18 protein-coding genes are annotated in these 22,227 nt (G+C 52.5%); 10 read left to right on the top strand and 8 right to left on the bottom strand.

Annotation, left to right across the window (positions count from 1 at the left end; translation table 11 throughout):
* Positions 1–2 precede the first annotated feature (2 nt).
* Positions 3–1,109 (bottom strand): hypothetical protein, encoded by a 1,107-nt coding sequence (locus MRY86_RS14320; RefSeq protein ID WP_293564131.1) that lies wholly within the window; start codon positions 1,107–1,109, stop codon positions 3–5.
* 194 nt (positions 1,110–1,303) lie between these two features.
* Between MRY86_RS14320 and MRY86_RS14315 the strand changes: the two genes are divergently transcribed.
* Entirely contained in the window at positions 1,304–2,731 is a 1,428-nt protein-coding gene (locus MRY86_RS14315) for a hypothetical protein (protein WP_293564130.1), read from the top strand.
* Positions 2,732–2,767: 36 nt separating this feature from the next.
* Here MRY86_RS14315 and MRY86_RS14310 read toward each other — a convergent pair whose 3' ends face one another.
* On the bottom strand, positions 2,768–4,300 hold the full coding sequence (locus MRY86_RS14310; RefSeq protein WP_293564129.1) for a S8 family serine peptidase: 1,533 nt from the start codon (positions 4,298–4,300) through the stop codon (positions 2,768–2,770).
* Positions 4,301–4,696: 396 nt separating this feature from the next.
* Between MRY86_RS14310 and MRY86_RS14305 the strand changes: the two genes are divergently transcribed.
* Positions 4,697–6,235 (top strand): OmpA family protein, encoded by a 1,539-nt coding sequence (locus MRY86_RS14305; RefSeq protein ID WP_293564128.1) that lies wholly within the window; start codon positions 4,697–4,699, stop codon positions 6,233–6,235.
* Between the two features lie 97 nt (positions 6,236–6,332).
* Here MRY86_RS14305 and MRY86_RS14300 read toward each other — a convergent pair whose 3' ends face one another.
* Positions 6,333–8,057 (bottom strand): T9SS type A sorting domain-containing protein, encoded by a 1,725-nt coding sequence (locus MRY86_RS14300; RefSeq protein ID WP_293564127.1) that lies wholly within the window; start codon positions 8,055–8,057, stop codon positions 6,333–6,335.
* 266 nt (positions 8,058–8,323) lie between these two features.
* Here MRY86_RS14300 and MRY86_RS14295 point away from each other — a divergent pair, with 266 nt between their 5' ends.
* Both MRY86_RS14295 and MRY86_RS14290 read left to right on the top strand, forming a co-directional pair.
* Complete coding sequence (locus MRY86_RS14295; protein ID WP_293564028.1) at positions 8,324–10,216, top strand: alkaline phosphatase PhoX; 1,893 nt, start codon at positions 8,324–8,326, stop codon at positions 10,214–10,216.
* A 108-nt stretch (positions 10,217–10,324) separates the two neighbouring features.
* Positions 10,325–12,289, top strand: a complete 1,965-nt coding sequence (locus tag MRY86_RS14290) for a cytochrome c peroxidase (protein WP_293564029.1) — start codon at positions 10,325–10,327, stop codon at positions 12,287–12,289.
* Between the two features lies 1 nt (position 12,290).
* Here the strand turns inward: MRY86_RS14290 and MRY86_RS14285 are convergent, their stop codons facing one another.
* Positions 12,291–12,806 carry a Gmad2 immunoglobulin-like domain-containing protein gene (locus tag MRY86_RS14285; RefSeq protein ID WP_293564030.1) on the bottom strand — a complete coding sequence of 172 codons (516 nt, stop codon included), beginning with the start codon at positions 12,804–12,806 and terminating at the stop codon, positions 12,291–12,293.
* A gap of 65 nt (positions 12,807–12,871) precedes the next feature.
* On the opposite strand from MRY86_RS14285, the gene MRY86_RS14280 reads away from it, so the two are divergent.
* Positions 12,872–14,503: a hypothetical protein gene (locus MRY86_RS14280; protein ID WP_293564031.1), complete on the top strand. Its 1,632-nt coding sequence runs from the start codon at positions 12,872–12,874 to the stop codon at positions 14,501–14,503.
* Here the strand turns inward: MRY86_RS14280 and MRY86_RS14275 are convergent.
* Both MRY86_RS14275 and MRY86_RS14270 read right to left on the bottom strand, forming a co-directional pair.
* Positions 14,482–15,414 (bottom strand): DUF6807 family protein, encoded by a 933-nt coding sequence (locus tag MRY86_RS14275; RefSeq protein ID WP_293564032.1) that lies wholly within the window; start codon positions 15,412–15,414, stop codon positions 14,482–14,484. The genes MRY86_RS14280 and MRY86_RS14275 overlap by 22 nt on opposite strands.
* A 54-nt stretch (positions 15,415–15,468) precedes the next feature.
* Positions 15,469–16,554 carry a DUF418 domain-containing protein gene (locus MRY86_RS14270; RefSeq protein ID WP_293571574.1) on the bottom strand — a complete coding sequence of 362 codons (1,086 nt, stop codon included), beginning with the start codon at positions 16,552–16,554 and terminating at the stop codon, positions 15,469–15,471.
* 185 nt (positions 16,555–16,739) lie between these two features.
* Between MRY86_RS14270 and MRY86_RS14265 the strand changes: the two genes are divergently transcribed.
* The 5 genes from MRY86_RS14265 to MRY86_RS14245 all read left to right on the top strand — a co-directional run bounded on the left by MRY86_RS14265 (position 16,740) and on the right by MRY86_RS14245 (position 20,395).
* A complete protein-coding gene (locus MRY86_RS14265; protein WP_293569523.1) occupies positions 16,740–17,117 on the top strand; it encodes a hypothetical protein in 378 nt (125 codons plus the stop codon).
* 140 nt (positions 17,118–17,257) lie between these two features.
* Positions 17,258–18,166, top strand: coding sequence for a hypothetical protein (locus tag MRY86_RS14260; RefSeq protein WP_293569521.1), 909 nt, complete (start codon positions 17,258–17,260; stop codon positions 18,164–18,166).
* A 34-nt stretch (positions 18,167–18,200) separates the two neighbouring features.
* The gene (locus MRY86_RS14255; protein ID WP_293569519.1) at positions 18,201–18,548 is read left to right on the top strand and encodes a hypothetical protein; all 348 of its coding nucleotides are present in this window, start codon (positions 18,201–18,203) and stop codon (positions 18,546–18,548) included.
* A 42-nt stretch (positions 18,549–18,590) separates the two neighbouring features.
* Positions 18,591–19,340 carry an MbnP family protein gene (locus MRY86_RS14250; RefSeq protein WP_293569517.1) on the top strand — a complete coding sequence of 250 codons (750 nt, stop codon included), beginning with the start codon at positions 18,591–18,593 and terminating at the stop codon, positions 19,338–19,340.
* A gap of 47 nt (positions 19,341–19,387) precedes the next feature.
* Entirely contained in the window at positions 19,388–20,395 is a 1,008-nt protein-coding gene (locus MRY86_RS14245; RefSeq protein WP_293569515.1) for a cytochrome c peroxidase, read from the top strand.
* A gap of 292 nt (positions 20,396–20,687) precedes the next feature.
* Here MRY86_RS14245 and MRY86_RS14240 read toward each other — a convergent pair whose 3' ends face one another.
* Together MRY86_RS14240 and MRY86_RS14235 are read right to left on the bottom strand one after the other, a co-directional pair.
* Positions 20,688–21,632: an FAD-dependent oxidoreductase gene (locus MRY86_RS14240; RefSeq protein WP_293569513.1), complete on the bottom strand. Its 945-nt coding sequence runs from the start codon at positions 21,630–21,632 to the stop codon at positions 20,688–20,690.
* The gene (locus MRY86_RS14235) at positions 21,629–22,168 is read right to left on the bottom strand and encodes a hypothetical protein (protein ID WP_293569512.1); all 540 of its coding nucleotides are present in this window, start codon (positions 22,166–22,168) and stop codon (positions 21,629–21,631) included. Before MRY86_RS14235 ends, MRY86_RS14240 begins: the two co-directional genes overlap by 4 nt.
* Positions 22,169–22,227: the final 59 nt, after the last annotated feature.

Here is a 22,227-nt window from a genome sequence, read left to right as displayed (position 1 = left end):
CATCACTGTACGACCAAATTTCTGGAAAAAACACCATTGCTATTCCCACCCTGTACCTGATAAACGCCGGAAGGAAGCCCTCGCAAAGGAATAGGGCGGGGAGCTGTGGTGGGCTCCAGCAGGGTAGGAGGGGCCTGCCAAATCACACGCCCGTATGCATCTACCAGCTTCAGGAAACGGAGTGAATGTGGGAGCTTTAGATAGCACTGTCCGCTTGCCGGGTTGGGGAATAGCCGGGCAGGGAGGGTTGACAATTGACGAACGCTGCTAAGTTTAGTGGTGTCATCCGCAATGATGATCGTAGCTGTATCCGGGACCATGGGTATACGCTTGAAGTTGTTGTCAATAAGCAACACACTGTCTATGCGCAAGCGGAAGGTGTCTACGGTCAGACCGACTATAATGTCTTCGATAATAATGCTAAACTCAGCCACCTGTCCGCTACCGCTGATGGTGGTTTGATTAGTACGGGTCAGGGCCAGTTCAGCGAGGCCGGACACTTCATCTTTGTCAAAAACATCCTCTATCTCCGCGCCATCTGCATTGATCCAGGAGTTGTCCAGGTCGTCATATTCAAAACCAGTGGTGGGCTCTACTAAATCGGAATCGTAGCTCATGGCAAGGGCAATGCCATAAAAGTTCTCCAGTGGCTGGCTCAAATTGCCGAGGCTAAGGCCAATGTCAATGGTAGCTCCGGCTTCTACGAGTGTGGCACTTGGCGTCAACGTGACTTCGGGGGCACCGATACCCGGTGCAGCATTGGAATAGCCATCAGCCGTGGTGGATGGCAGGGAAATGCCAAAGTTAGGGATGAGTGCGTTGGTGATATCATCATCTTCAATCTCACCGTCTCCATCCGCATCTGCGTACCCGTAATCGGTGCCATCTGCAAAAGTTTGCCCCCAAAGTTCAAAGGGCTGAGCTTCCCAGTTGGTGGTGGCATCGTCTCGTTCGGGGCCTAAAGCACCATGGGCAATGCCGATGTAAAGTACATCCACGGCATTCACCACACCGTTGTTGTTCGCATCGCCCGGCCACATTTCCTGGGCCGTCAGGGTAGAAAAGTAAGTGGCAAAAAATAGCGCGATCAAAGGGATTTGAGATTTCATATAGCTGTTTATTCGTTTCTTATGCTGCAAACTTAGGGGCAATTTGTTATTAGGTCAATTACAAAATTAGGAATTTGTCAACGCTGGGTGTGTGATGTAGTTCGCAAAGGTACCTGAAAGTACTGTTTTTGCAGTTTGTATGAGGGCTAAGTTTATCTGTTTTTGTATTTTGTCAAAAAAAGAGACTGGGTAAAATGCAAAAAAACAAGCTGATTATTGCGTTAAGGAAGCTTAAACCGGAAGAAATAGCCGCTTTTCGGGATTTTGTCGCTTCTCCGTTTTACAATAAAAGAACGGCATTGCTTGGCCTGCTGGACTACCTGATGGGCTTTGCACCGAGCTTTTCAGGAAGCGGGATCAGCAAGCAGAAAGTGTATCAGGCCATTTTCCCGGAGGAGCCCTACGACGATAAACAACTGCGCTACCACCTTAGCTGGTTGAACAAGTTGCTGGAACAATTTTGGCTCGTTCAGCAACAAGCTGCCGGGGAAGAGCGCAACCTTTCCACGCTCATGGAGATACTATCGGAGCGGGGCCTGGAAAAACACTACCGGCAGCAGGACCGCAAGCTACAGCAACTGCTCGATGGTGTGGAAGCCCCCGATGCTTCCCATTTCAGGCACCGGCAGGAGTGGGCGGAAACCCGGGAGCGGCATTTTCAGCGGCAACGCCTGCGCCGGTTCAATGAAGACTTACAGGAGGCTGCTGATGCGCTGGACCGGTACTACTTTCTGGAAAAAATGAAGTATGCCTGTGCGATGCTTGACCGGCAGGCGATTCTTCAGGGTGCTTACAACGTCAATATTACGCCGGAATGGCTGGAATATGTTAAAGACCAGGGTTACTTCGGGCTGCCACTGCTAAAGTTATATGTGGATATTTTCAGGGCACTATCGGATGAAGAACAGGAGTACCATTTTGATGCGCTTCTGGAAGAGCTCGACAGTATTTCAAAAGCCGTACCTGTTGACCGGCTGCGAGAGATTTATTTTATGGCCATCAACTACTGCGCCCGTAAAATCAGGCAGGGGCAGGAACGCTACGTGGAGCAGGCCCTCAACCTCTACACCAAAGGCATTGAGCGGCGAATTCTGATGGAACAGGACAATCTTTCGCCCTGGACGTTCACGAATGTCGTTAAGCTGGCACTGCGGCTCAAGCGCTACCAATGGATCGAGCAGTTTATTGCGCAGAAGGGAAAGCTCCTCCCGGAAGCTTTTCAGGAAAATGCCCTGCACTACAATTATGCCGAGCTTTATTACTATACCAAGTCTTACGGGCAGGCACAGGAGCACCTCATGCAGGTGGCCTATTCTGATCTTAACTACTACCTCGGCGCGCGCACGATGCTGGCTAAAATCTACTACGAACAAGATGAAGAGGAAGCCTTACTTTCCCTTATTGCCGCCTTCACCATTTTTCTAAAGCGGAACAGGCAGGTGTCCAATGCGATAAAAGAGACCTTCCTGAATTTTTGCGATTTGCTCTATCAGTTGGTGCGGCGGGAAGGCAAAAAGCTGGAAGGTTTGGAAAAGCGGATTGCCGATACAGCGCTGCTCACCGATCGGGCGTGGCTCCTGAAAGCCTGGCAGCAAAAAACAGGAAAAGCCCCGGAGCATTAGCGCCCCGGAGCTTTTCAAAGATTGTTGTAAAGTAAGTTACTGTACAGCTTGGGCTGCATTGATGGTTCCCCATCCAAAGTTGCCGTCCCGTGCAGGGTAATTGGACGAAGCATTCATCAGGCGCTGCATCACCTGGCTCCTGCTTTGGTTCGGGTTGGTGGCCCAAACCAAGGCTGCAATACCAGCCGTTGTTGCGGTAGCGGCTGAAGACCCACCGACATACGCCGGCTGACTGCCACTCATAGCCAGGGTGAGTGAAGTACGGCTGGTGTTGGAAGCGCGCTGCATGACCGCTACGAAGTCGACCTCGGGCCCTTCATGGCAGGTATGACACCGCTGATTCATATTGTCCCGAATTCCGGTAACGGCTACGGTCTGAGCCATATTTGCCGGGAAGATCACGCCCCACCAGCTCGTCCAGCTCAGCGAAGTGCCCGCTGCTGCGAAGATCAGCTTCCCGCGGTTGAAGGCATAAAAGATACCATCCGCAACGGTGCTGCTGTAGAATACATCACCGATCGACATGCTGATAATTTTTACGGCACCGTCATTGCCGGAGATCACCAGCGCATCCCGGACGCCATCCTTTTCGCTGCCGGAGTTGATGATGACATCGGTGGTGGCCCGGAAGGCTTTTAGGTTGCAGTTGTAAGCAGCACCGAGCGTAGAGCCTGTGGTACTGCGGGGGGCTGCGATCAGCCCGGCCATTTGGGTGCCGTGCCCGCAGGCATCATCAGGACCGTCATTGGAAGCCCACCACCACCAGCCACTGACGTGCGTGCCCAGGCGCTCCAGGCTGCGCCCGGAAGAGAAGCCGGAATTGAACTCATTGCCCAGCTTGCTTTGGTTGGGAGAGGTGCCTGTATCAATAAGGGCTACCTTAATTCCGGAACCAGTACTGGTAGACCATGCGCCAGGTACGTTCATGCTTGGGTGGCTGAAATTCCAGGGGACTTTGGCACTTGGCGATACTGTGCTGAAGTCAGCAGAGGGGAGGCTGCTGGCCGGGCTGTACCCACAGCCACTGTCGCTGCGGCGGTCAATCTCGCCCATGGTGTAGCTCATTGGCTCGATGTAGCGCACTTCCGGCATCTGGCGAAGCTTTTCGATGATTTCCTGGTTGAAAATGCGCACATCAAGTGTGGGCAGGTACGCTTCGTCCAGGTTGAGGAAAAGGTCTTCGGCTTTGGCGTTCAGATCAGGGTAGGCAGCGTTCGTTGCTTCGACTACAAATGTGATGAGCTGCTCTTTGACCGCCGACCATTCTTCCGATGCGAGGTCTATGTCATGGATGCGTTCCTCGATACGCTCAAATCCTGCAGGCTGATAACCGAGCGACATAACGGAGTCTGAGCGGACGGAAGCGCTCCAGATCATGCGGTCCGACGCATCCTTCCAGTAGTAAACGGTATTGGTGGCTAACAGGGTCTCCTCGATGATTTGGTCCATTTCAGCTTTGGTCATCGGGCCATCCTGATGGGCCTTCTCGGGCGTTGCGAGCTCCGTTTTGGAACAGGTCATCAAGGCGAAAGCGACAAGCGCCAGCAGTAATAGGTTGCTAAATTTCATAGGAATCGTAGATAGTTTGGTTAGTAATGGATGTTCGTTGCTATAAATAAAGCTAAACGGATAAGCAGTGCTTAACCGAACAGGTCTGTTCAGGAAATCTAGGTAGATACTATCCGAAGTGCCGGGTGGCTAATGTAAAATAAAAGTAAAGCGGCTTGGCTGTTGCTGAACTTTCATTCTTTTTCAGCGGAAAAATAGTGATAAAAATTTGTTGAGCAAAGGAAAAGAAATAATTCTTTCGCCAAGCTACAGGATGTTCACCCTGTCACTTATTTTGTGCAAAATTGTAACACTTACCAAAAAGCTTGCGTAAACATCAACAACATTCAAGCAAACGCCCTGTGACTTTGGGCAACATCATAAGTCTTAAAAACCAATTCCAAACACCATTTAAGTATGAGAAAAGTATTGTTCTGCCTGGGTCTGCTCTTCGTAGCATCTTTACAGCTGCAGGCGCAGACTGACCCCAACAAAAACGCCTTTTCGGCCAAAGTGCTGTTCCTGGATTACGGGACACCCAATGACGTTGACGACCAAAATATTACTAACGGCCTGGAACTGACCTATATCCGGGAGCTGCTCCCCTGGCTGAATTTTGCTATCCCGGCGAAGGTGGGGGTGATTGATGTGGACAACGATATCAACAACCGTACCTTTTTTAGTATTGATGGCGTGCTGCAGTTGCAGTACAAAAAATCAGATACCGCTTTTATTACCCCTTACCTGATGGGCGGCGGAGGTATTACCCTGGAGGAGGAACTGGGCAGCAATGTTCAGATTCCGGTGGGGGCTGGCTTCAATTTTAAAGTCGGCACGCGTTCCTATATCAACCTGCAGGGCGAATATCGGATTTCACAGGAAGAGAACCGAAACAACATTCAGCTTGGCGTAGGCTATTTGCATAAGCTCGGCCGGATGGATGCTGATGGCGATGGGGTTGTAGATAACCTGGATAAATGCCCGCGCGATGCCGGAAGCCCGGAAACCGATGGCTGTCCGGATACCGATCTGGACGGTGTGGCGGATATTGAGGACAAATGCCCCGCCCGGCCCGGCAAAAAGCGGTTCAAAGGCTGCCCGGATACTGATGATGACGGTATCATGGACGATGAGGACAAATGCCCCGAAGTGGCAGGGCTGGAAAGCCTGATGGGCTGCCCGGATTCAGATCAGGATGGTATCACAGATGCGGAAGACGATTGCCCGCAAGTGAAAGGTACGGCTTCTGCTAATGGTTGCCCGGACCGCGATGGTGATGGCGTGGCGGACGCTAAGGACCAATGCCCGGATCAGGCTGGCACTGCTGAGAACAATGGCTGTCCGTTCAAAGACCGGGATAATGATGGCGTGGCGGATAGTCTGGACGAATGCCCGGATGAGCCCGGTACAGAAGCGGCTAAGGGCTGCCCGGACCGCGATGGTGATGGTGTGGGCGATGCCAAAGACCGCTGCCCGGATGATGCCGGTGATATGGAAGGCTGCCCGGATACAGATGGCGATGGCGTACACGATGGCAAAGATGCTTGTATTGACCAGCCAGGCACTGCTGAAAACAAAGGCTGCCCTGAGCTCAATGAGGAGGAGCAGGAGGTGCTGAGTTTCGCTATGCGCGCCGTTCAGTTTGAAACCGGTAAGGCCCGCCTCAAGGAGGAATCCAAAGAAGTGCTGGATCAGATTGTGAAAATCATGCAGCGCTACCCGGGCTATGCCCTTGCCATTAATGGCCACACCGATAATGTAGGGGATGCCGAAAACAACAAGATCCTGTCTGAAGACCGGGCACGTGCCTGCTATGCTTACCTGGTCAGCGAAGGGATTTCACCAAAACGGATCTCCTTCCAGGGCTTTGGGGAGGAACAACCGATCGCAACCAATGATACGCGTTCGGGCCGGAGCCTGAACCGCCGGGTGGAATTCAATTTGTACATTGAGTAAGGGGACTTCTCCAAACGGCCTGGCCTAAAAAATGAAACGGGCTGTTACCAATCCGGTAGCAGCCCGTTTCTGTTCTCCCTCGCGGGAGGTCAAACCATTATTGCTTTATAAAGCGTACCGTCTTCTGCGCCCCGTCAGCAAAAAGGCGCAGGAAGTAGATGCCTGGCTGCAGGTCTTCTGTTGGGACATCAAAAGTATGGTCACCGGACGGGATCTGGCCGAAGTTCAGGCGCTGAATCGTTTGCCCGAGCGCATTGGTGACCTCGGCTTGCAGGTTTAGGCTTTCCTGAGCCTTAAAGCTCATTGTGGCCGTATTGCGTACCGGATTCGGGAAAAACCGGAAACTACCCAGCTGAAGTTCTTCTACATTGGAAAAAGGTGTACCAACGAGCTGAAACCAGAAGTCACCGGGCAGGTCGCCTCCGGTCAAACGGGTGGAAACGCGCATAAGGTATTCCGTAGGTTCGCCGGGGAAGTTTTCCAGAGGCACTTCGAGAAAAGTATTGTCAAAATCCTCTGTTTCAATACAGAAGTAAGGGCCATCCACAGGATCAGCTTGTACACCGCAGGTCTCGAACAGGTCGATGATAAACTCGGCGTTTGTCGTGGTCTTATTGAAGCGCAGGGTCAGCTCTGTATTCTCACCCGAATTAAAGGTATACCATACATCGCGGAAGTCGCCGTCATTATTGCAAATCGGTGTGGCAAACTGTGGCTGCCCGGTAGAGAGCTTATTGGTGCCCTCAAAGATAAAATCAAAGTTGTCGGCTTGCTCCTGAGAGATCACAAAGGCGTCCAATGCATTGGCGCAGTCGTCGTTCGCAGGCGGTACAACGGGCTCGATCCGCTTGATGAGCACTGAACCTGCACCTCGGTCACCGGAAGACCAGCCGCCCAGGCGGAACAGGTAGCTTTGTCCCTGCTCCACGTTGAATAAGGCACGGGAAGTGAAGCCTCCACAGGGAGCGCCACTATCGGCATTCTCATCGTCACCACACCCCACCAGAGAACTGGTATCCGGAGGGCAGGTGGTAGACTGGTAGACGGCAAGGCGGGAATCAAAGGTTGCGGTACCGCAGGTGGAAAACTCAAGCCCACCGGTATACGTCGCTGTCCAGGAGTACCAGATGTCATTGTAGACAAATTCTTCATTCGGCTCAAAACAAGACTGAGGGACCTCGTGCTGAGGCAGCCCCGTTGAAGCTTCCACGGTATTGAACTGAAGCACGATGGAGTCTTGTGGGCCCAGGTCAAGCGGTGTGGCGTTCTCGCACTCGTCGTTGGGCGGTCCGGTGACAGGCATGGTTTCCTCTATGGTGAAGGTGCCGGTGCCTTCCGCGCCCGGACTTTCCGAGCCCCAGCCACCGATTTGGATGATGTAAACCGAGCCTTCTTCAACTTCCCAGGTTACGGTCGACCCTAAATCTGAGCATGGCTCTCCATCCGGGGTTACGCCATCTTCATTGCAGGCAATTACATCATCGGGAGAAGGGGGACAGGATGTTCCCGCATAAATGACAACATTGGCATCATAATTTGCTGTGCCGCAATTATTAAATCCTGCCAGCCCGGTAAAGTCAGCGGTGTAGATGAACCAGACATCGTTGTAAAGCGAATCAGAACTGCTGCTGCCACCCGCAGGGCAGGTTGCAGGATAAGCTCCTGAGTCACCTGTTGTGGCATCAACGGTTGTGAAATCATGGGTGCCGCTGCTGATTGGAATGGCATTTTCGCACTCATCATTTACCGGTTGGGCAAATGCTGGAAGGCTGAAGGCTGTAAATGCTAACAGAGCCAGTAGTAAATGTAGACTTTTTTGCATTAGATAGACGATTTGGTGATTGAATGCTAATCTTGATTGCCACAAATTAAAAAAAATCAAAAAGAATCCACCGCTTTGTTCAAATCGATCTCTGGTTCATCCTACGATTTCCATCCTGCCGCCAAATAAAATATGTCGGCGGGGAGGTTACATTGAGTTCACAATTTGATAACAAAAGCCTTACTTCGATTTGACCTGTACTTAACACCCCGGGGTGATCTTTGCTGTCATTAAGCCAAATTTCGATCACTAAATCTTTTTCAAACATGAAGAAAGTAGTACTTTCTTTGCTGCTCAGCAGCATGTGTGCACTCTTTGTCAGTGCTCAGGAAACCATCTTTTCTGAAGAAATTGAAATCCCGGAAGGTTACGTTATTGACAACCTTCTGATGCCTCCTTCTCCACTCTCTCTTCAAGTCCTTTTTGTGGGCGGTGTTGACCTGGTACAAACTACCCCTACTTACGGTTACGAAGCGGGTGTGGCTTACGCCAAGGAGTGGCATGACTTTATCGGTTTTACGCCGGATGAGACTGGTGAATCACTGGGTTGGGTTTCTGTCAACCACGAAATGATCTACCAGGACAACCGCATCGGTGACGGTGGTGGTATGACCGTATTCCGTGTTGAGCGCGACCAGGTTTCCGGTCAGCTGGAAGTAGTGGAGCAGGAACTGGAAGACGGCCGTAAAGGTGAGTTCTTCAACGTAGACTTTGTTAACACAGTTGGTGAAACCGGTATGAACTGCGGTGGTATCAGCTCTATCGTTGACGGCCGTATCTGGACCGCTGAGGAGTGGTTCCGTAGCAACAACGGCTCTATTTACAACGGTGGATTCTCTTCTCCTACCAGCTCTGGTGGCTATCCTAAGTCTCCGGGCGGTTCGGAAAACCAGGGTGTACGTGACACTTCCACTTATCTGATCTCTTCTGACATTGAAGGTTTCGATGGGTTGGAAGTACCTAAGTACGAGAACTTCAACTGGATGGTTGAAATCGACCCACGTCAGGCGAAGGCTGTACGCAAGCAGTACAACTGGGGCCGTCAGGGCTTTGAAGGTGGCGTAGTTGCTGCTGACAATCAGACGGTTTACCTCGGTGTGGATGCAACGCCTGCTTTCTGGGCGAAGTTCGTAGCTGATGAGCCAGGTGACTTCACAAAAGGCAAGACTTACATTTACAAGCACGATGCTCCTGAAAAGTGGCTCGAAGTAGACAACACTGACCCTGAGAAAATGCTGAACTTTGCTGATCAGGCAGTTGAACTGGGTGGTACGATGTACAACCGCGTTGAGTGGGTAGCCATCGATGCAACCAGCGGTAAAATCTACTGGACTGAAACAGGCCGTGACCGTCCGGGCTCTCGCTGGGCTGACGAAAACGCAGCAGGTGCTGTGCACGACCCCTATCACATCAACCGTGCGATTGAGAAGGGCATCGACAGCCCTAACTCTTCTGAGTATCCTGACTACTACGGCCGCGTATGGGTTTATGACCCAGCTATCGATTCCAACTACGTATTCCTGGAAGGTGGACCGGACTGGGACGAAGAAACCAGCCCATCCGAAGCAGACTACTTCACCAAGCACCTGTCTAACCCTGATGGCCTGAACGTCATGATGATTGATGGCCAGCCATTCCTGGTAATCTGCGAAGACCTTAATGGTACTTCCTATGGCCGTATGCCTGCAGGTATCAGCAACCGTACCTGTGAACTGTGGCTGCTTGACCTTAGCATTGAGCAACCAACTGTTGACGACCTGATCCGTATCACAGCTGTGCCACGTGGTGCAGAAATCACTGGTGCAATGCCTACACCTGACGGTAAGTCACTGCTGGTGAACTCTCAGCACCCGAACTCTAACAACCCATTCCCATTCAACCACTCGCTGACTTTCGCGATCCATGGTTTTGATGAGGTAACGGTTACAAGCCTGGAGGAGCCTCAGTTTGAGTCTACCAGCCAGCTGCAGATCTTCCCGAACCCAACTACACGTACCGTATACCTGAGCGAAATGACTGACCTTGCTGTGTACAACGCAGAAGGCCAGCGCCTGAAGGTATTCCGCAACACCAATCAGATTGACGTTTCTAACCTGCCTGCGGGCATGTACTTCCTGCAAACTGCAGAAGGCGAAACGAAGAAGCTGATCGTTAAGTAATTATTGATCTCTCCTTTTTAATCCTCAAAGGTGGCATGCCCGAAAATTTGGGTGTGCCGCCTTTGCAGGTTTTGCATTAGTACCACAACACACCAACCATTTCAGACCATGAAAGCGACACTTACCGGCTTGCTCTACCTTACGCTTTTGCTAATGGCCACCCACTTCATCAGTTTCGTGCCCCCAAAGGCATACACTGCTGCTGAGGCACTGCGCAATGTACGTGCTGAATTTCAAACCGCTCTTACCAAACTAGACGAGACCGCGGCGGCGTATGAGGCCACTGCGAATGCCTTCGTGCGGGGGGAAGCCAACGCTGAAGCGCTTCAAAAAGTACATTCCCAGACCCGGCTTGCCTACAAGTCTCTTGAGTTTTTACTGGAATACAATGACCGGGAAGCCGTCAAAAAGTACCTCAACGGCCCGCCATTGCTTAGTGTGGAGCCCAAGGTACCGGAAGTCCGCATCATCGAACCGGTAGGCTTGCAGGTGCTGGACGAACTGGTCTACGGAGAAAATCCGCAAGCGGAGCAGGAAGAAATCCTGCGCCTGGTCCGCCAATTCAACAAAGATTTTAGCAAAGTGAAAGCCTTTCAGGAAGGCGTAGTGTTGCAACACCGCTTTGTTTTTGAAGCCTTTCGGTATCAGTTGGTCCGCATCTTTACGCTGGGGCTGACCGGATTTGACACGCCGGGCTCAGGGGCAGCCCTGCCGGAAGCCAGGCAGTCTCTGGAGGGCGCAGCAAAGGCGCTGATGGCTTATTTCCCGCTTTTAGAGCAGATTGATGCTCAACTGGCCACCGACTGCCGCCTGGAGCTCGGATCGGCTATCGCAGCCTTGTCTCAGCCTGCTGATTTCAATGACTTCCGCCGGCTACAATTTCTAAAAAAACACCTAAACCCACTGCTAAAGCTTTCCCTGGAAGCACAAAAAACCCTGGAGGTAGAACTCCTCAGCGAAATTACAGATCGTCCGCAGGCCTGGAATTACGAAGCAGATAACCTGTTCTCAGATGAATTTCTAAACCCCAGTTATTATACTAACCTGAGTGATGTGGCGCAAAGCGAAGAACGCATAGCCCTTGGGCGGATGTTGTTCTACGACCCCATCCTTTCTGCCAACAACGAGCGTTCCTGTGCCTCCTGCCACCATCCGGATAAAGCCTTTACCGATGGGCTGCCCCGGAGCATGGCCCTCAATGGCGAGGGCAGCATTCAGCGCAATGCCCCAACTTTGATCAACAGCGTCTACGCCGAACATTATTTCTACGATCTGCGGGAGCCGAACCTGGAACGTCAAGTCAAGCATGTGGTGCGGGACGAAAAGGAATTCAATACCGACTTCCTGGACATTGTAGAAAAGCTCAAGCAAAGCGGGGAGTATCGCTCGCTTTTTGCCAGTGCCTACCCGGAACATCCGCAGTATCAGATTTCAAAATGGTCGATCTCCAATGCCCTGGCTTGTTATGTTGCCGATTTGCGCTCTTTCAATAGCCCCTTCGATCAGTACGTACGGGGGGAGCGGGAAGCGATTGCAGCTGAAGTAGAGCGTGGGTTTGACCTGTTCATGGGCAAAGCCAACTGTGGAACTTGCCATTTTGCACCAGCATTCAACGGGACCGTTCCTCCATACTTTCAGGAAAGCGAGTCGGAAGTGCTGGGTGTGCCTGCCGCTGCGCATGGTCCGGACAGCCTTACTCTAGACCCCGACCCTGGACGTTTTGCCAGCTACAAGCCCATTGACCAAACGCCTTTTTACCTGCATTCCTTCAAAACGGTGACCGTGCGCAATGCCGCACTGACTGCGCCCTACATGCACAATGGTGTTTACCACAGCCTGGAAGAAGTCGTGGACTTTTATAATAAAGGAGGTGGTGCAGGCATGGGCATAGAAGTCCCGTATCAAACCCTGCCGGATACACCCCTGGAGCTTTCAGAGCAGGAAGTGCAGGATTTGGTTGCCTTTATGGAGGCACTGACCGATACTACCGGGATGACGGCTGTCCCAGCGCAGCTGCCCGCTTTTGAAACTCATCCTGAGTGGAACAAAAGACGGGTAGGAGGTACCTATTGATCTACTTCGGCGGGAATAATACCGGCAATCGGAAAGACCGGTCATGCTCCGGTAGGCCGCTGGCATTAGAGCGCTGGAACACCAGATAGCCCCGTTCGTCATCGGGCGCATCATCGTAGGTGAGCGTCAGCTCGAAGGGCACAAAGTCAGAAGTCATCCAACGGCCCTGGGCTTCGGCTACGCCCCGGGCAAGGATTTTCCCGTTCCTGTCCTCCAGGACGACCGGGAAATCGCCTTCGAAGTACCATTGCCCACGGGCTTCTCCCTCCACCTTGAGGGGAGAAGAAATATCCATATTGGGCAGTGGTTTTTCGATTTTTAACAGGTCGCCAATCGGCCGCTGATTGTCATTTGGAGGAGGGGAGGAAGAAGGTGGTGGAGTGGACCGCTCGCGTTCTCCGGGTATTGGAGCAGTGGCGGTATCCAGAGGCGCTTTTGTTGCTTCGTTCCTGGTTTCGATGTTGCCACAGCTGCTAAGCAAAAATAAGGGAAAGATCAGGGATAACAGACGTTTCATGTTTCCAATGGTTTTGGTTTTGATGTGTTGTGCATGCAGAATGTTCATTTTCGTAGCTTTACGCCATGGAAAAATGGCAGCAGTTGTGGAAAGTGCCGGGCTATCGCTGGCCGGTCTTGTTTTTTGCGGCTTACTTTGTGCTTGGACTGGCGTTGTACGGTGACTATGGCATGTCGTGGGATGAAGCCCTGCAACGGCAGCACGGCTTTGTTTCCGCAGAGTATGTCAATCAGCAGTTCCACCTGACGGATAAACAGTACGACTGGCGGCAATTGCACGAATATATGTACCGCTACCACGGGGTGTGGTTTACCCTGCCCATGGCCTGGCTGGAGGAAGCCTGGGATTTGACTTCTTTCCGGCAGCAGTTCCGGATGCGGCACCTGGCTGTTTTCCTGCTGTATTGGGGAGCCGGGATCGTATTTTTCAGAATATTGCTCCGCCGTTTTGCCAACTGGAGGTGGGCACTGCTGGGCGCGGCGTTTTGGGTGCTCAGCCCGCGCTTCTTCGCGCATGCCTTTTTCAATCCTAAAGACCTGCCTTTCCTCTCTTTGTTTGTGATCAGCACCTGGACGCTTTTCCGGCTGTGGTTGCGCCCGGGCATTGGCACGGCCCTGCTGCATGCGCTGGCTTGTGGTATGCTGATCGGTATGCGGATCATCGGTATGCTGATGCCGGTGATGACGGTTTTCCTGTTTGCCGCCGATGTGCTCCTGGGTAAATCAGGGACCCGCCCGCTTTGGTGGAAGCGGATCATTGGGCTGGGCGTCTTCGGGTCAATGGCTTACTGGGCTATGGTGGTGTTTTGGCCTTTTCTTTGGCCTGACCCTCAACTACAGTTTTTGGAAGCTTTTGAAATCATGTCCCAATACGGCTGGGGCGGAAAGGTCCTCTTTCAGGGGCAGTTCTACGCCGGCCCGGAAATCCCATGGTACTACATTCCAGTATGGATTGGCATTTCCACCCCCTTGCTTTTTCTTTTGCTTTCTTTAACCGGTACTTTAGGTTTATTGCCCCGCGCCTGGCAGCATTTGCGAAAGGGCTCCATTGGGATTTGGGCTGCTGCGGAAGATCGGAAAGACTGGGCCAGCCTGGGGCTGATTATCGCACCTGTTCTCGCAATTATCGTTTTAGAATCGGTGGTTTATGACGGGTGGCGGCACCTGTTTTTTGTGTATCCCAGTTTGCTGTATTTAGCTGTATTGGGTACAAAGGTGGTTTGGGAATGGACGGCAAAGCAGGCGTGGTGGCGGCGTGGGCTTATTGCGGGGTTAAGCCTGCAAGGAGGGTATCTGCTGATTTGGATGGCGGTGAATCATCCGCACCAAAACGTTTTCTTCAATGCGCTGGCTTGGGGCAATCAACTCGGGCAGTATGACCTCGATTACTGGGGTACATCTTACAAACAAGGCTTTGAAGCATTGGCTAAGCTGGATGATAGACCGGTGATCAGCGTAGCTTACCAGTCTTATCCCGCCACGCTTAATTACGAATACCTGCACCCCGAGCTTCGGGCTCGTTTTGAGCTCACCGAAGACCCGGCACAGGCTGATTACTTCCTGTCGGACTATCGGGTTTGGCGATCAGGGCTGGATCAGGCTTTAAACCGGGAAGGGCCTTATAGTGGGGAGGAGGTTCATGCGATCTACGCCGGAGCGACTAAGATTCTGGGCATTTACCGCTTGCGCAAAAACTGACGGTACAGCAGCTCTACTTTTTTATCTTTCATAGGGCCGCGGTGCAATAACATCCGGTTGCGGAAACGCAGTGGTTCCTGTTGTGATAATTTAATGGCCATAGCGCCCGGAAAAGCAGGGTTTTGCATGCTGTTTTGCTTGCGCAATATCCAACCCTGAAACTGAGGCAGTTCCTCAGGCTCGCACATCATCACTACCGAAGTCTGCTCCGGCAGCAGCGCATTGAAGTTGCCGCTTGCCCGTACCCATCCGCCGGCTTCCACTGCGGTGGTTTGTGGGGTTACGGTTCCGTTGCCGTTGGAGAAAGTGAGTGGGTTGGTGGTGTTCAGCCGTACGGAAAACCCACCATAGCCTTTCTTGTCCTCCGAGCCGCCGATGCGGATACCCGGTGCCATTGCGGTAAGCTGAATATCAAAGTCCAGCAGGCGTACATCCTGGCCTTTTTGCCGGATATATATGCGGACAGCCTCCCGAACCAGTGTGTCCGGTACACCCTGTGGTGCATCCGGTCCGGCCATCCAGTAAACGATGGCCTCTATGCTTGCCCGCTTACGGCGGGCCTGGGTTTCCAGTACTTTGACCTCCCAGCGGATGCCCTCGCACAGCCAGGGGTCGCCCACCCGTACGTCACCCGCAAAGAGCTGATGCCAGGTCCAGAAAACACCCCGGTGGTGGCGATGGTCTTCCGGGAAGTCCTGGGTAAGCAGCGCACCGCCCAATCCATAAACCGGATGGAGGTAATTGGAGCGTGGATAGGCATCGGCATAGGCCAGCGTGCCGGTCTGATAGGCAAAGCAAAGCTGTTCACCATAGTAGAGGGTCAGCGCATCCAGGTCCCGCCGGAATTCGAAGGGCTGAGCGTTTAGGTAGCCAATGAAAGTAAGCCCTAACACCAAGATCGGGAGTCTCATAAATCAAGTTTTTATGGAAGTTAATCAATGTGCGGGTCAAGTAAGCACTCGCTTCTAACCCGTAACGCGCCGCATAAGTGCTTCCAAAGGCCCTCTTTTGTACTTCTTTCGCCAACTGTGGGAGAACCATACGAGCAGGACACTGAAGGCCATAGCATAACCAAAAGCAAATCCAGTAGAGAAGGACTGCTCCAGCCGCCCGAATAATAGCTCAATAGCAACCATACCGATTACCACGTGGAAAAAGTAGTTGCTGAGGGCAAGCTGACCCGTGCTGACCAGGTATCTTATCCATTTTGCCTCCGGGTACAAAAAGCAGACCTGCACGGAAACAGTAATTAGAAAAACAGATAAGCCACCCGCCGAGAACATATAAAAAAGAGTGGGCGGCATAGGGCCGGTGCCTAACAGGCTGTTTAATGCTTCCGCCTCTGGGGCCGGAAAATAGCCGGTTCGTGATTGCAAAAAAGCAGACAAGCCGGTAAAAACAATAAAAGTAAGCAATGCCCCTATCCAAAGGCGGGTACGCTTCTTTTGATCTCTAAGGTTTATTCTGCCTACCCATATGCCAGTCAGCAGAAAGGCTACCCACGGAAAAACGGGATGAAAGCCATTAAAGAACAGATGTCTCAAAAAACCCGAGGGGGTAAAGAAGTCCTGGTATTCGAGTGTCGACCAGTCCCAGCCGGCCTCATAATCAAGTATTATCAGTAAGCCCATGTAACCCAATGGGATAAGCAGTGAAATCCACTGCAGGATACGGGTGGAGGCAGAAAGCAAAAGCACCCCGATAGTCATATAGACCCCGTAATAGTGTAGGATGTCAGCTGGCCAGATGAAGTAGTAGCTTAGCCCGGTCACAAACAGGAAAAGTGCTCGTTTGAGTAAGTCTGATTTGACCTTGGTTAGCTTTTCAGGGCTGTTTTTGCGCTTGGCGCTTTCGTACATCAGGGTCATGCCAACGCCGGCCAATGCCACGAAAAGAGCAGCGGCTTTACCAGAAAATAAGTCCAACGCCTGATAGAGAATACTATCGCTTTCCGCTACCATGACCGTTTTGAAATTCACGATGATCATCCCGATGATTGCGATGCCGCGTGCAAAATCGTAGCCGAGTATCCTGTCATTGTTGATTGCCATTAAAATAGAAATGTACGCTGAGGTGTGGTAATTTGATGCATAAGCCAGAGCTAAAGGTATTTAATTTTTGTTAAGCCTCGGTTATCCCGGATTTTTGAGCCTCACTCCGTCAGGGCTGCCGCTTCGCCCGCCGGGTGACAAAACTTTTCTTGCAAAGCAGTGCAAAATCCCCTTATCTTTACAGCATGAAGCAACTGTGGGCTATACCTTTACTGCTGTTGGTGCTGTCGCAAGTGGCGTTTCTGCCTGCTGTGACAGTCTGGCTGTCGTATAACCAAGCCTACATTGCCAGCGAGCTCTGCGAAAACCGCTTTGAGCCCGAGCTCATGTGCAGCGGGCGCTGCTATGTGCAAGAGGTTACAAGTGCGGCAATAGGTCAGGAGCAGGACAGCGAACAAGCGCCAGTCGTTGAAGATCAGCGCACCGGTTTGTCGCCTTTTTTACCGGCTCACTACGTCCTTTCTGTGGAGCGCGATCTCTACACTCTCAACCCCCTGCCGCCGGCAACAGCGCTGCGGCCACAACTGCTCTCCTCCGGGGTTTTTCATCCTCCACGGGCCTAGTGCCCCTACGCTCTGTGAGGCATTTCTGCCTCCTCATGTACGCTCCCAACGGGTAGGCCGGTCTGCATTGACTGCCTGTGGCGATCTTCAGACGTGTGCCTCCCGTACAGGCGTAAGCTTCTAATTTTAAACTTACATTCATGTTATTCCGATCTATTGGGATTGGGGTGCTGCTGCTATTGGCTTCACCCGTTTGGGGCTGTGATGCATGTGGTTGTAGCATGTCGCCTTCCTATGCCGCTTTAATGCCGAGCCTCGGTGGGCACTTCGTGGGGTTCTGGTGGCAGCATCAGCACTACCGGACCTTCGCGGACCCAGCTTTTGATGCCGGTGCGCGCCCACAGGATGAATACTTCAATACCCTGGAGATTCGTGGAAGGTGGGAAATCCACCCTCGTTTGCAGGCCACTGTAATGCTCCCTTATGCTTATCATTTGCGGCAGGATGCCAATGGGCCACGAACAGTCAGTGGCCTGGGCGATGTGACTGGGCTGCTCAGCTATACTTTTTTTGATAATAGCGATAGCCTGCAACAGAAAGTCAGGCACCGGGTCGTAGCGGGCATAGGTGGTAAAGCACCAACGGGAGCGTTTCAGCAACCTGCCGCCAACGAGGTGGTGAACCCTAACTTTCAGGTTGGGACGGGCAGCTGGGACGCTTTGTTCAACCTCAATTACACTGCACGGAGCGGACGGTCCGGGCTGTTGCTCGATGCCACCTACCGTCTTAATGGCGCTGGTGAGAATGGCTATCAGTTTGGCAACCGCTTTGCCGGGCTGTTGAGCCTCTTTCGGGTGGAGCAGATTGGTGGCGTCAGCGTGATGCCTAATCTGGGGCTCTACTATGAGCAGGCCGACTGGGACATTGAGAATGGCTACTACCGCACTTATACCGGTGGAGAAGCTTGGCTGGCCAATGCCGGCGCCGAGGTGTTCTGGCAGCGCTACAATCTGGGGGTGACTTACAGCCTGCCCCTGCAGCAGGATTGGAATACCGGACTGGTGGAGGCCCGCTCAAGGGTGGCGCTTCACCTCAATTACTTTTTTTGACGAAATGTGAAAACTAACCTGGCTTCCGGTTTTTATGATCGCCTTTACAGGCTGTCAGAAGGAAGCAATTATTGACACGGTAGAACCAGACATTCACATTCTGGCACCCACAGCAGGCGCTGTCCTGTCGGTGGAGGATGTGATGCCTGTAGAAGTGGATTTCTCCGAAAACCTTGGGCTGCACACCTACTTTATCTGGCTTATTGCCGAGGATGGTATGCCCACTTTAGTGGAAAAGCAGCACTTGCACGCACTGCGCCATGAGGTACGCCTGGAGTTTCCACTCAACGACCTGGAGCCCGGCACTTACGAGCTTCAGGTAACAGCTGATGATCATGACCAGAACACGACAAATGCTGCTGTTACGGTCCATCTGCAATAAGACTTAAAACAACTTCTAATAACTTTAAATAAAAATTGACCAATGACAAAATCCAAATTTTCCACCCTAGCGCTGCTCGCGGTCTTTGCACTTGCGTTTTCAGCTTGTGACAATGATGACGAAACACCTGGTATTCAGGAGGGCACCGTGAATATGATGTTTGAGTACACCGTTGATGGTGCTGCTTTTGATACGACGCAGGTGTATGATATCAATGGTACCTCCGTACGATTCACCCTTGCTAATTTTTACGTAGGCGGTATCGAGCTGATGCCCGAAGAAGGCGACGCGATTCCCGTAGAAGGCAAGTACTTGCTGGTGACGCCGGAAGCAGGCATGCAGGAAGTGACCACGGTCCCTGCCGGGCATTACCACATGGTGAACTTCTTTGTGGGCGTAGACCCTGCCATCAACAGTCAGTCTGAAGACGACTTCACTTCCCGTGATGCCGATGACCCGCTTGCTATTCAGTTTCCGGCTATGCACTGGAACTGGAACTCCGGCTACCGCTTCCTGCGCGTGGACGGAGAAGTGGATACGGATGGAGATGGTGTGATGGATGACTCAATGATTTTTCACTTGGGTACGGATAATATGTTGCAGAATGTAAGCCTCGTCGCCCACAAAGACGTAGAAAAAGGTAGTAATATGCTACACATGGAATTTGACGTAGCGAAGCTGTTTGAGGGCATTGACTTGTCTTCAGATTATCAAACCCACACCATGAATAATCCTGAACTGGCTGCGGCTGTGCGGGACAACATCCCGGCTGCGATCAGTATGATGCACTAAAACGGAAGGGTTGTCTGCGGAGAGCGGGCAACCCTAAATTTTCGATTATGCGGTATTTCTCATTCCTTTTATTGCTCTTGTTTTTTGCTTCCTGCGAAAAGGAGCCGGCCTCTCCGGTCGACACCACGCCTTACGTTTTGGAATTACCGCCGCACTTCCCGTATCCGGGTATCCCGGAAGACAATCAATTGACTGAAGCCCGGGTTACACTGGGCAAAAAGCTGTTTTTTGAGCCTGCACTGTCGGTAGATTCCAGCATTACCTGCGGCTCTTGTCATAAACAATCGCTTGCCTTTGCCGATGAACTGCCCATTAGCCCCGGTGTGCGCGGGCGGCTGGGCTTTAGAAACTCGCCGACACTGGCTAATCTGGCCTATCTCACCAAAGTCAATAAGGATGGAGGTGTGCCTAAGCTCGACATTCAGGCGTTGGTGCCCATCGAAGACCATGCCGAGATGGACCTGCCGATCCTTCATGCTGCTGAGCGCCTTAATACGGATCCGGAATATGCGGATGCTTTCCAACGAGCTTACGGCGAGCCAGCCAATCCATTTACCATCACTCGGGCACTTGGAGCTTTCCAGCGCACCCTCATTAGTGCCAACAGCACTTACGATCAGTACCTCATGGGCGAAGCCAGCCTCAATGCTGCTGCGGAGCGTGGCCGCCAACTGTTTTTCAGCGATGCAACCAACTGCAGCAGTTGCCACGGAGGCTTCAATTTTACGGAAAATGGCTTTTTCAACAATGGGCTGTACGAAACCTATGAAGACTGGGGCCGCCGCCGCGTCACGGGGCTGCCCGAAGATGATGGCGTCTTTCGCGCGCCTACTTTGCGCAACATAGCCCTCACCGCGCCTTATATGCACGATGGGAGCCTGCCTGATTTGCAAGCCGTGCTGGAGCACTACAACACCGGTGGCACAACCCACCCAAACAAAGACCACCGCATTCGCCCACTGGGCCTTTCTGCCGAACAACTGGCTGATCTGGAAGCCTTTTTGCATACCCTTACCGATACTTCCTTTTTGACAGACCAGCGATTTAAGCCCTAATTGAAATCACACATTGGGGTACACTTCTTCCCGTCCGATGTAGCGAAAATCGCCTTCGGGCGTTAGGGTACGCTTTCCCATCGTGCCCTAACTTGTACTGAGGTGAGGGTACGCTTTCCCATCGTGCCCTAACTTGTACTAAGGTTAGGGCAGACTTTCCCAGTATGCCCTAACTTTAACGAATAGGAATCATACTTTAGAGTATACCCTTCTCTGTCCGCTGTAGCGAAGCGAAACCGGGCCATCATGCCCTAACTTGTACTGAGGTTAGGGCAGACTTTCCCAGTATGCCCTAACTTAAACCACGTATAATCTTCAAAATTTCCCCTGCGCAGCCCCAGGACACCGTAAAGCCCGCACCACCGTGCCCGTAATTATGGAAAATAGGCTGTCCAGGCTCCTGCTCACACCGGATGGCTGGCCGTTTGGGGCGCAATCCTGCGGCAGCATTGATCAACTTAGGCTGGGTAAGGGAAGGCTGCAATTGAGCGCAGCGCCGGAGGATAATTTGAGTGTCTTCCGGAGAAGTCGTGTTGTTGTAATCATGCTCATAGTCGGTTCCCCCAAGGATCGTATCCCCGCCGCGTTGGATCACATAGGCCAGCTTGCCTTTGTCCATCGAGTCCACCATAGACCGGGTGCCGGGTACATTTTCCACTTTTACGACTTGCCCGCGAATGGGGTAGACCGATTCATCCTGACATAATTCCCGTGCCCCAAGCCCGGCACAGTTGACGATGAGATCTGCTTCCCGGGCCAGGTCGGTCAGGTGATGTACGGTTTCTTGTTGGAATAATCCACCCGCTTTCAGAAAACGGCTTTGCAGGTAGGGGAGGTAGACGGGGGTTTCTGCGAGGGGGACTTTGGCAAGATACCCCATTTCATATCCCGGCGACAGTTCTTTGGATTTTGCCAGGCGCACGGCACCTTCAGGCAGTTCTTCCCGCCAGCTGTTATCGAGCCCCGGGCGGGTGAGGACCAGGAAATCGGTCATGCTTACCCCGGTGGCTGGTGTTTGCGCCAGCTGCTCAAAAACCCGGTAGGACTCTGCACTCCAGCGATTGGCAGCATGGACTGGCGCTACGGCATAGGGGAACCAAATGGCGGCGGCTACAGCGGAGGTCGTGGCACCGGGCAGATCTTGTGTGTAAATGGTGACTGCGTAGCCCGCCTCCTGCAAGGTTACAGCGGTGGTCAGGCCCGAAACACCCGCTCCGACAACGATGGCCCGCCTCATTTCTCCATCGCTTTGCCCTGAAACCAGCTGATGCCGGGGAAAACCGGGTTGCCAGCCGCCCGCCGAAAGGAGACCACCTGGCCGACGTGCCAAAGTGCATCTGCAATGGGGCCGTTGAGCTGAAACCAAAAGGGGACAGTGGATTGTACGCCCTCTCGCTCAAAGATCAGGTCAAAGCGCTCCATGTTATTGGTATTGGCTTCCCGGAACTGATCGCTTGCCGCTTTAAGGTTTTCCAAAGTGGCTCGCCTAAGGTTTGCAAAGTTTTCGGGAGCGGCTGGTGCCGGGCGTTTATTGGGCAGCTGAAAGGCGCTGTTGTAGACCATTGCTGAAAGACCGTGGATGTGGGTCAGTGTTTCCATAGTAGTGCGTCCATCCTGGCTGGGCTTGTACAGCAGGTCTTTTTCGGTTAGCCCTTCGGTTGCCCAGTAGTAACGGAAGCCCAGCCCGTCAATCATTCGGGCAACAGCGGTACTGCTGGTGTAGGATTCCGGAGCCTCAGGGATTTGCCGGTAGGGTAGGGTGTCGCTGGACATAGTGGATTGGGTTTGGGCGGTGGTGGCCAAGAATAAAAGCAAGATGCTTAGTAGAAAAG

Origin of the sequence: Phaeodactylibacter sp., assembly GCF_022763345.1 — a bacterium.
Lineage (GTDB): Bacteria > Bacteroidota > Bacteroidia > Chitinophagales > Saprospiraceae > Phaeodactylibacter.
This window is presented reverse-complemented; position numbering and strand designations above follow the sequence as displayed.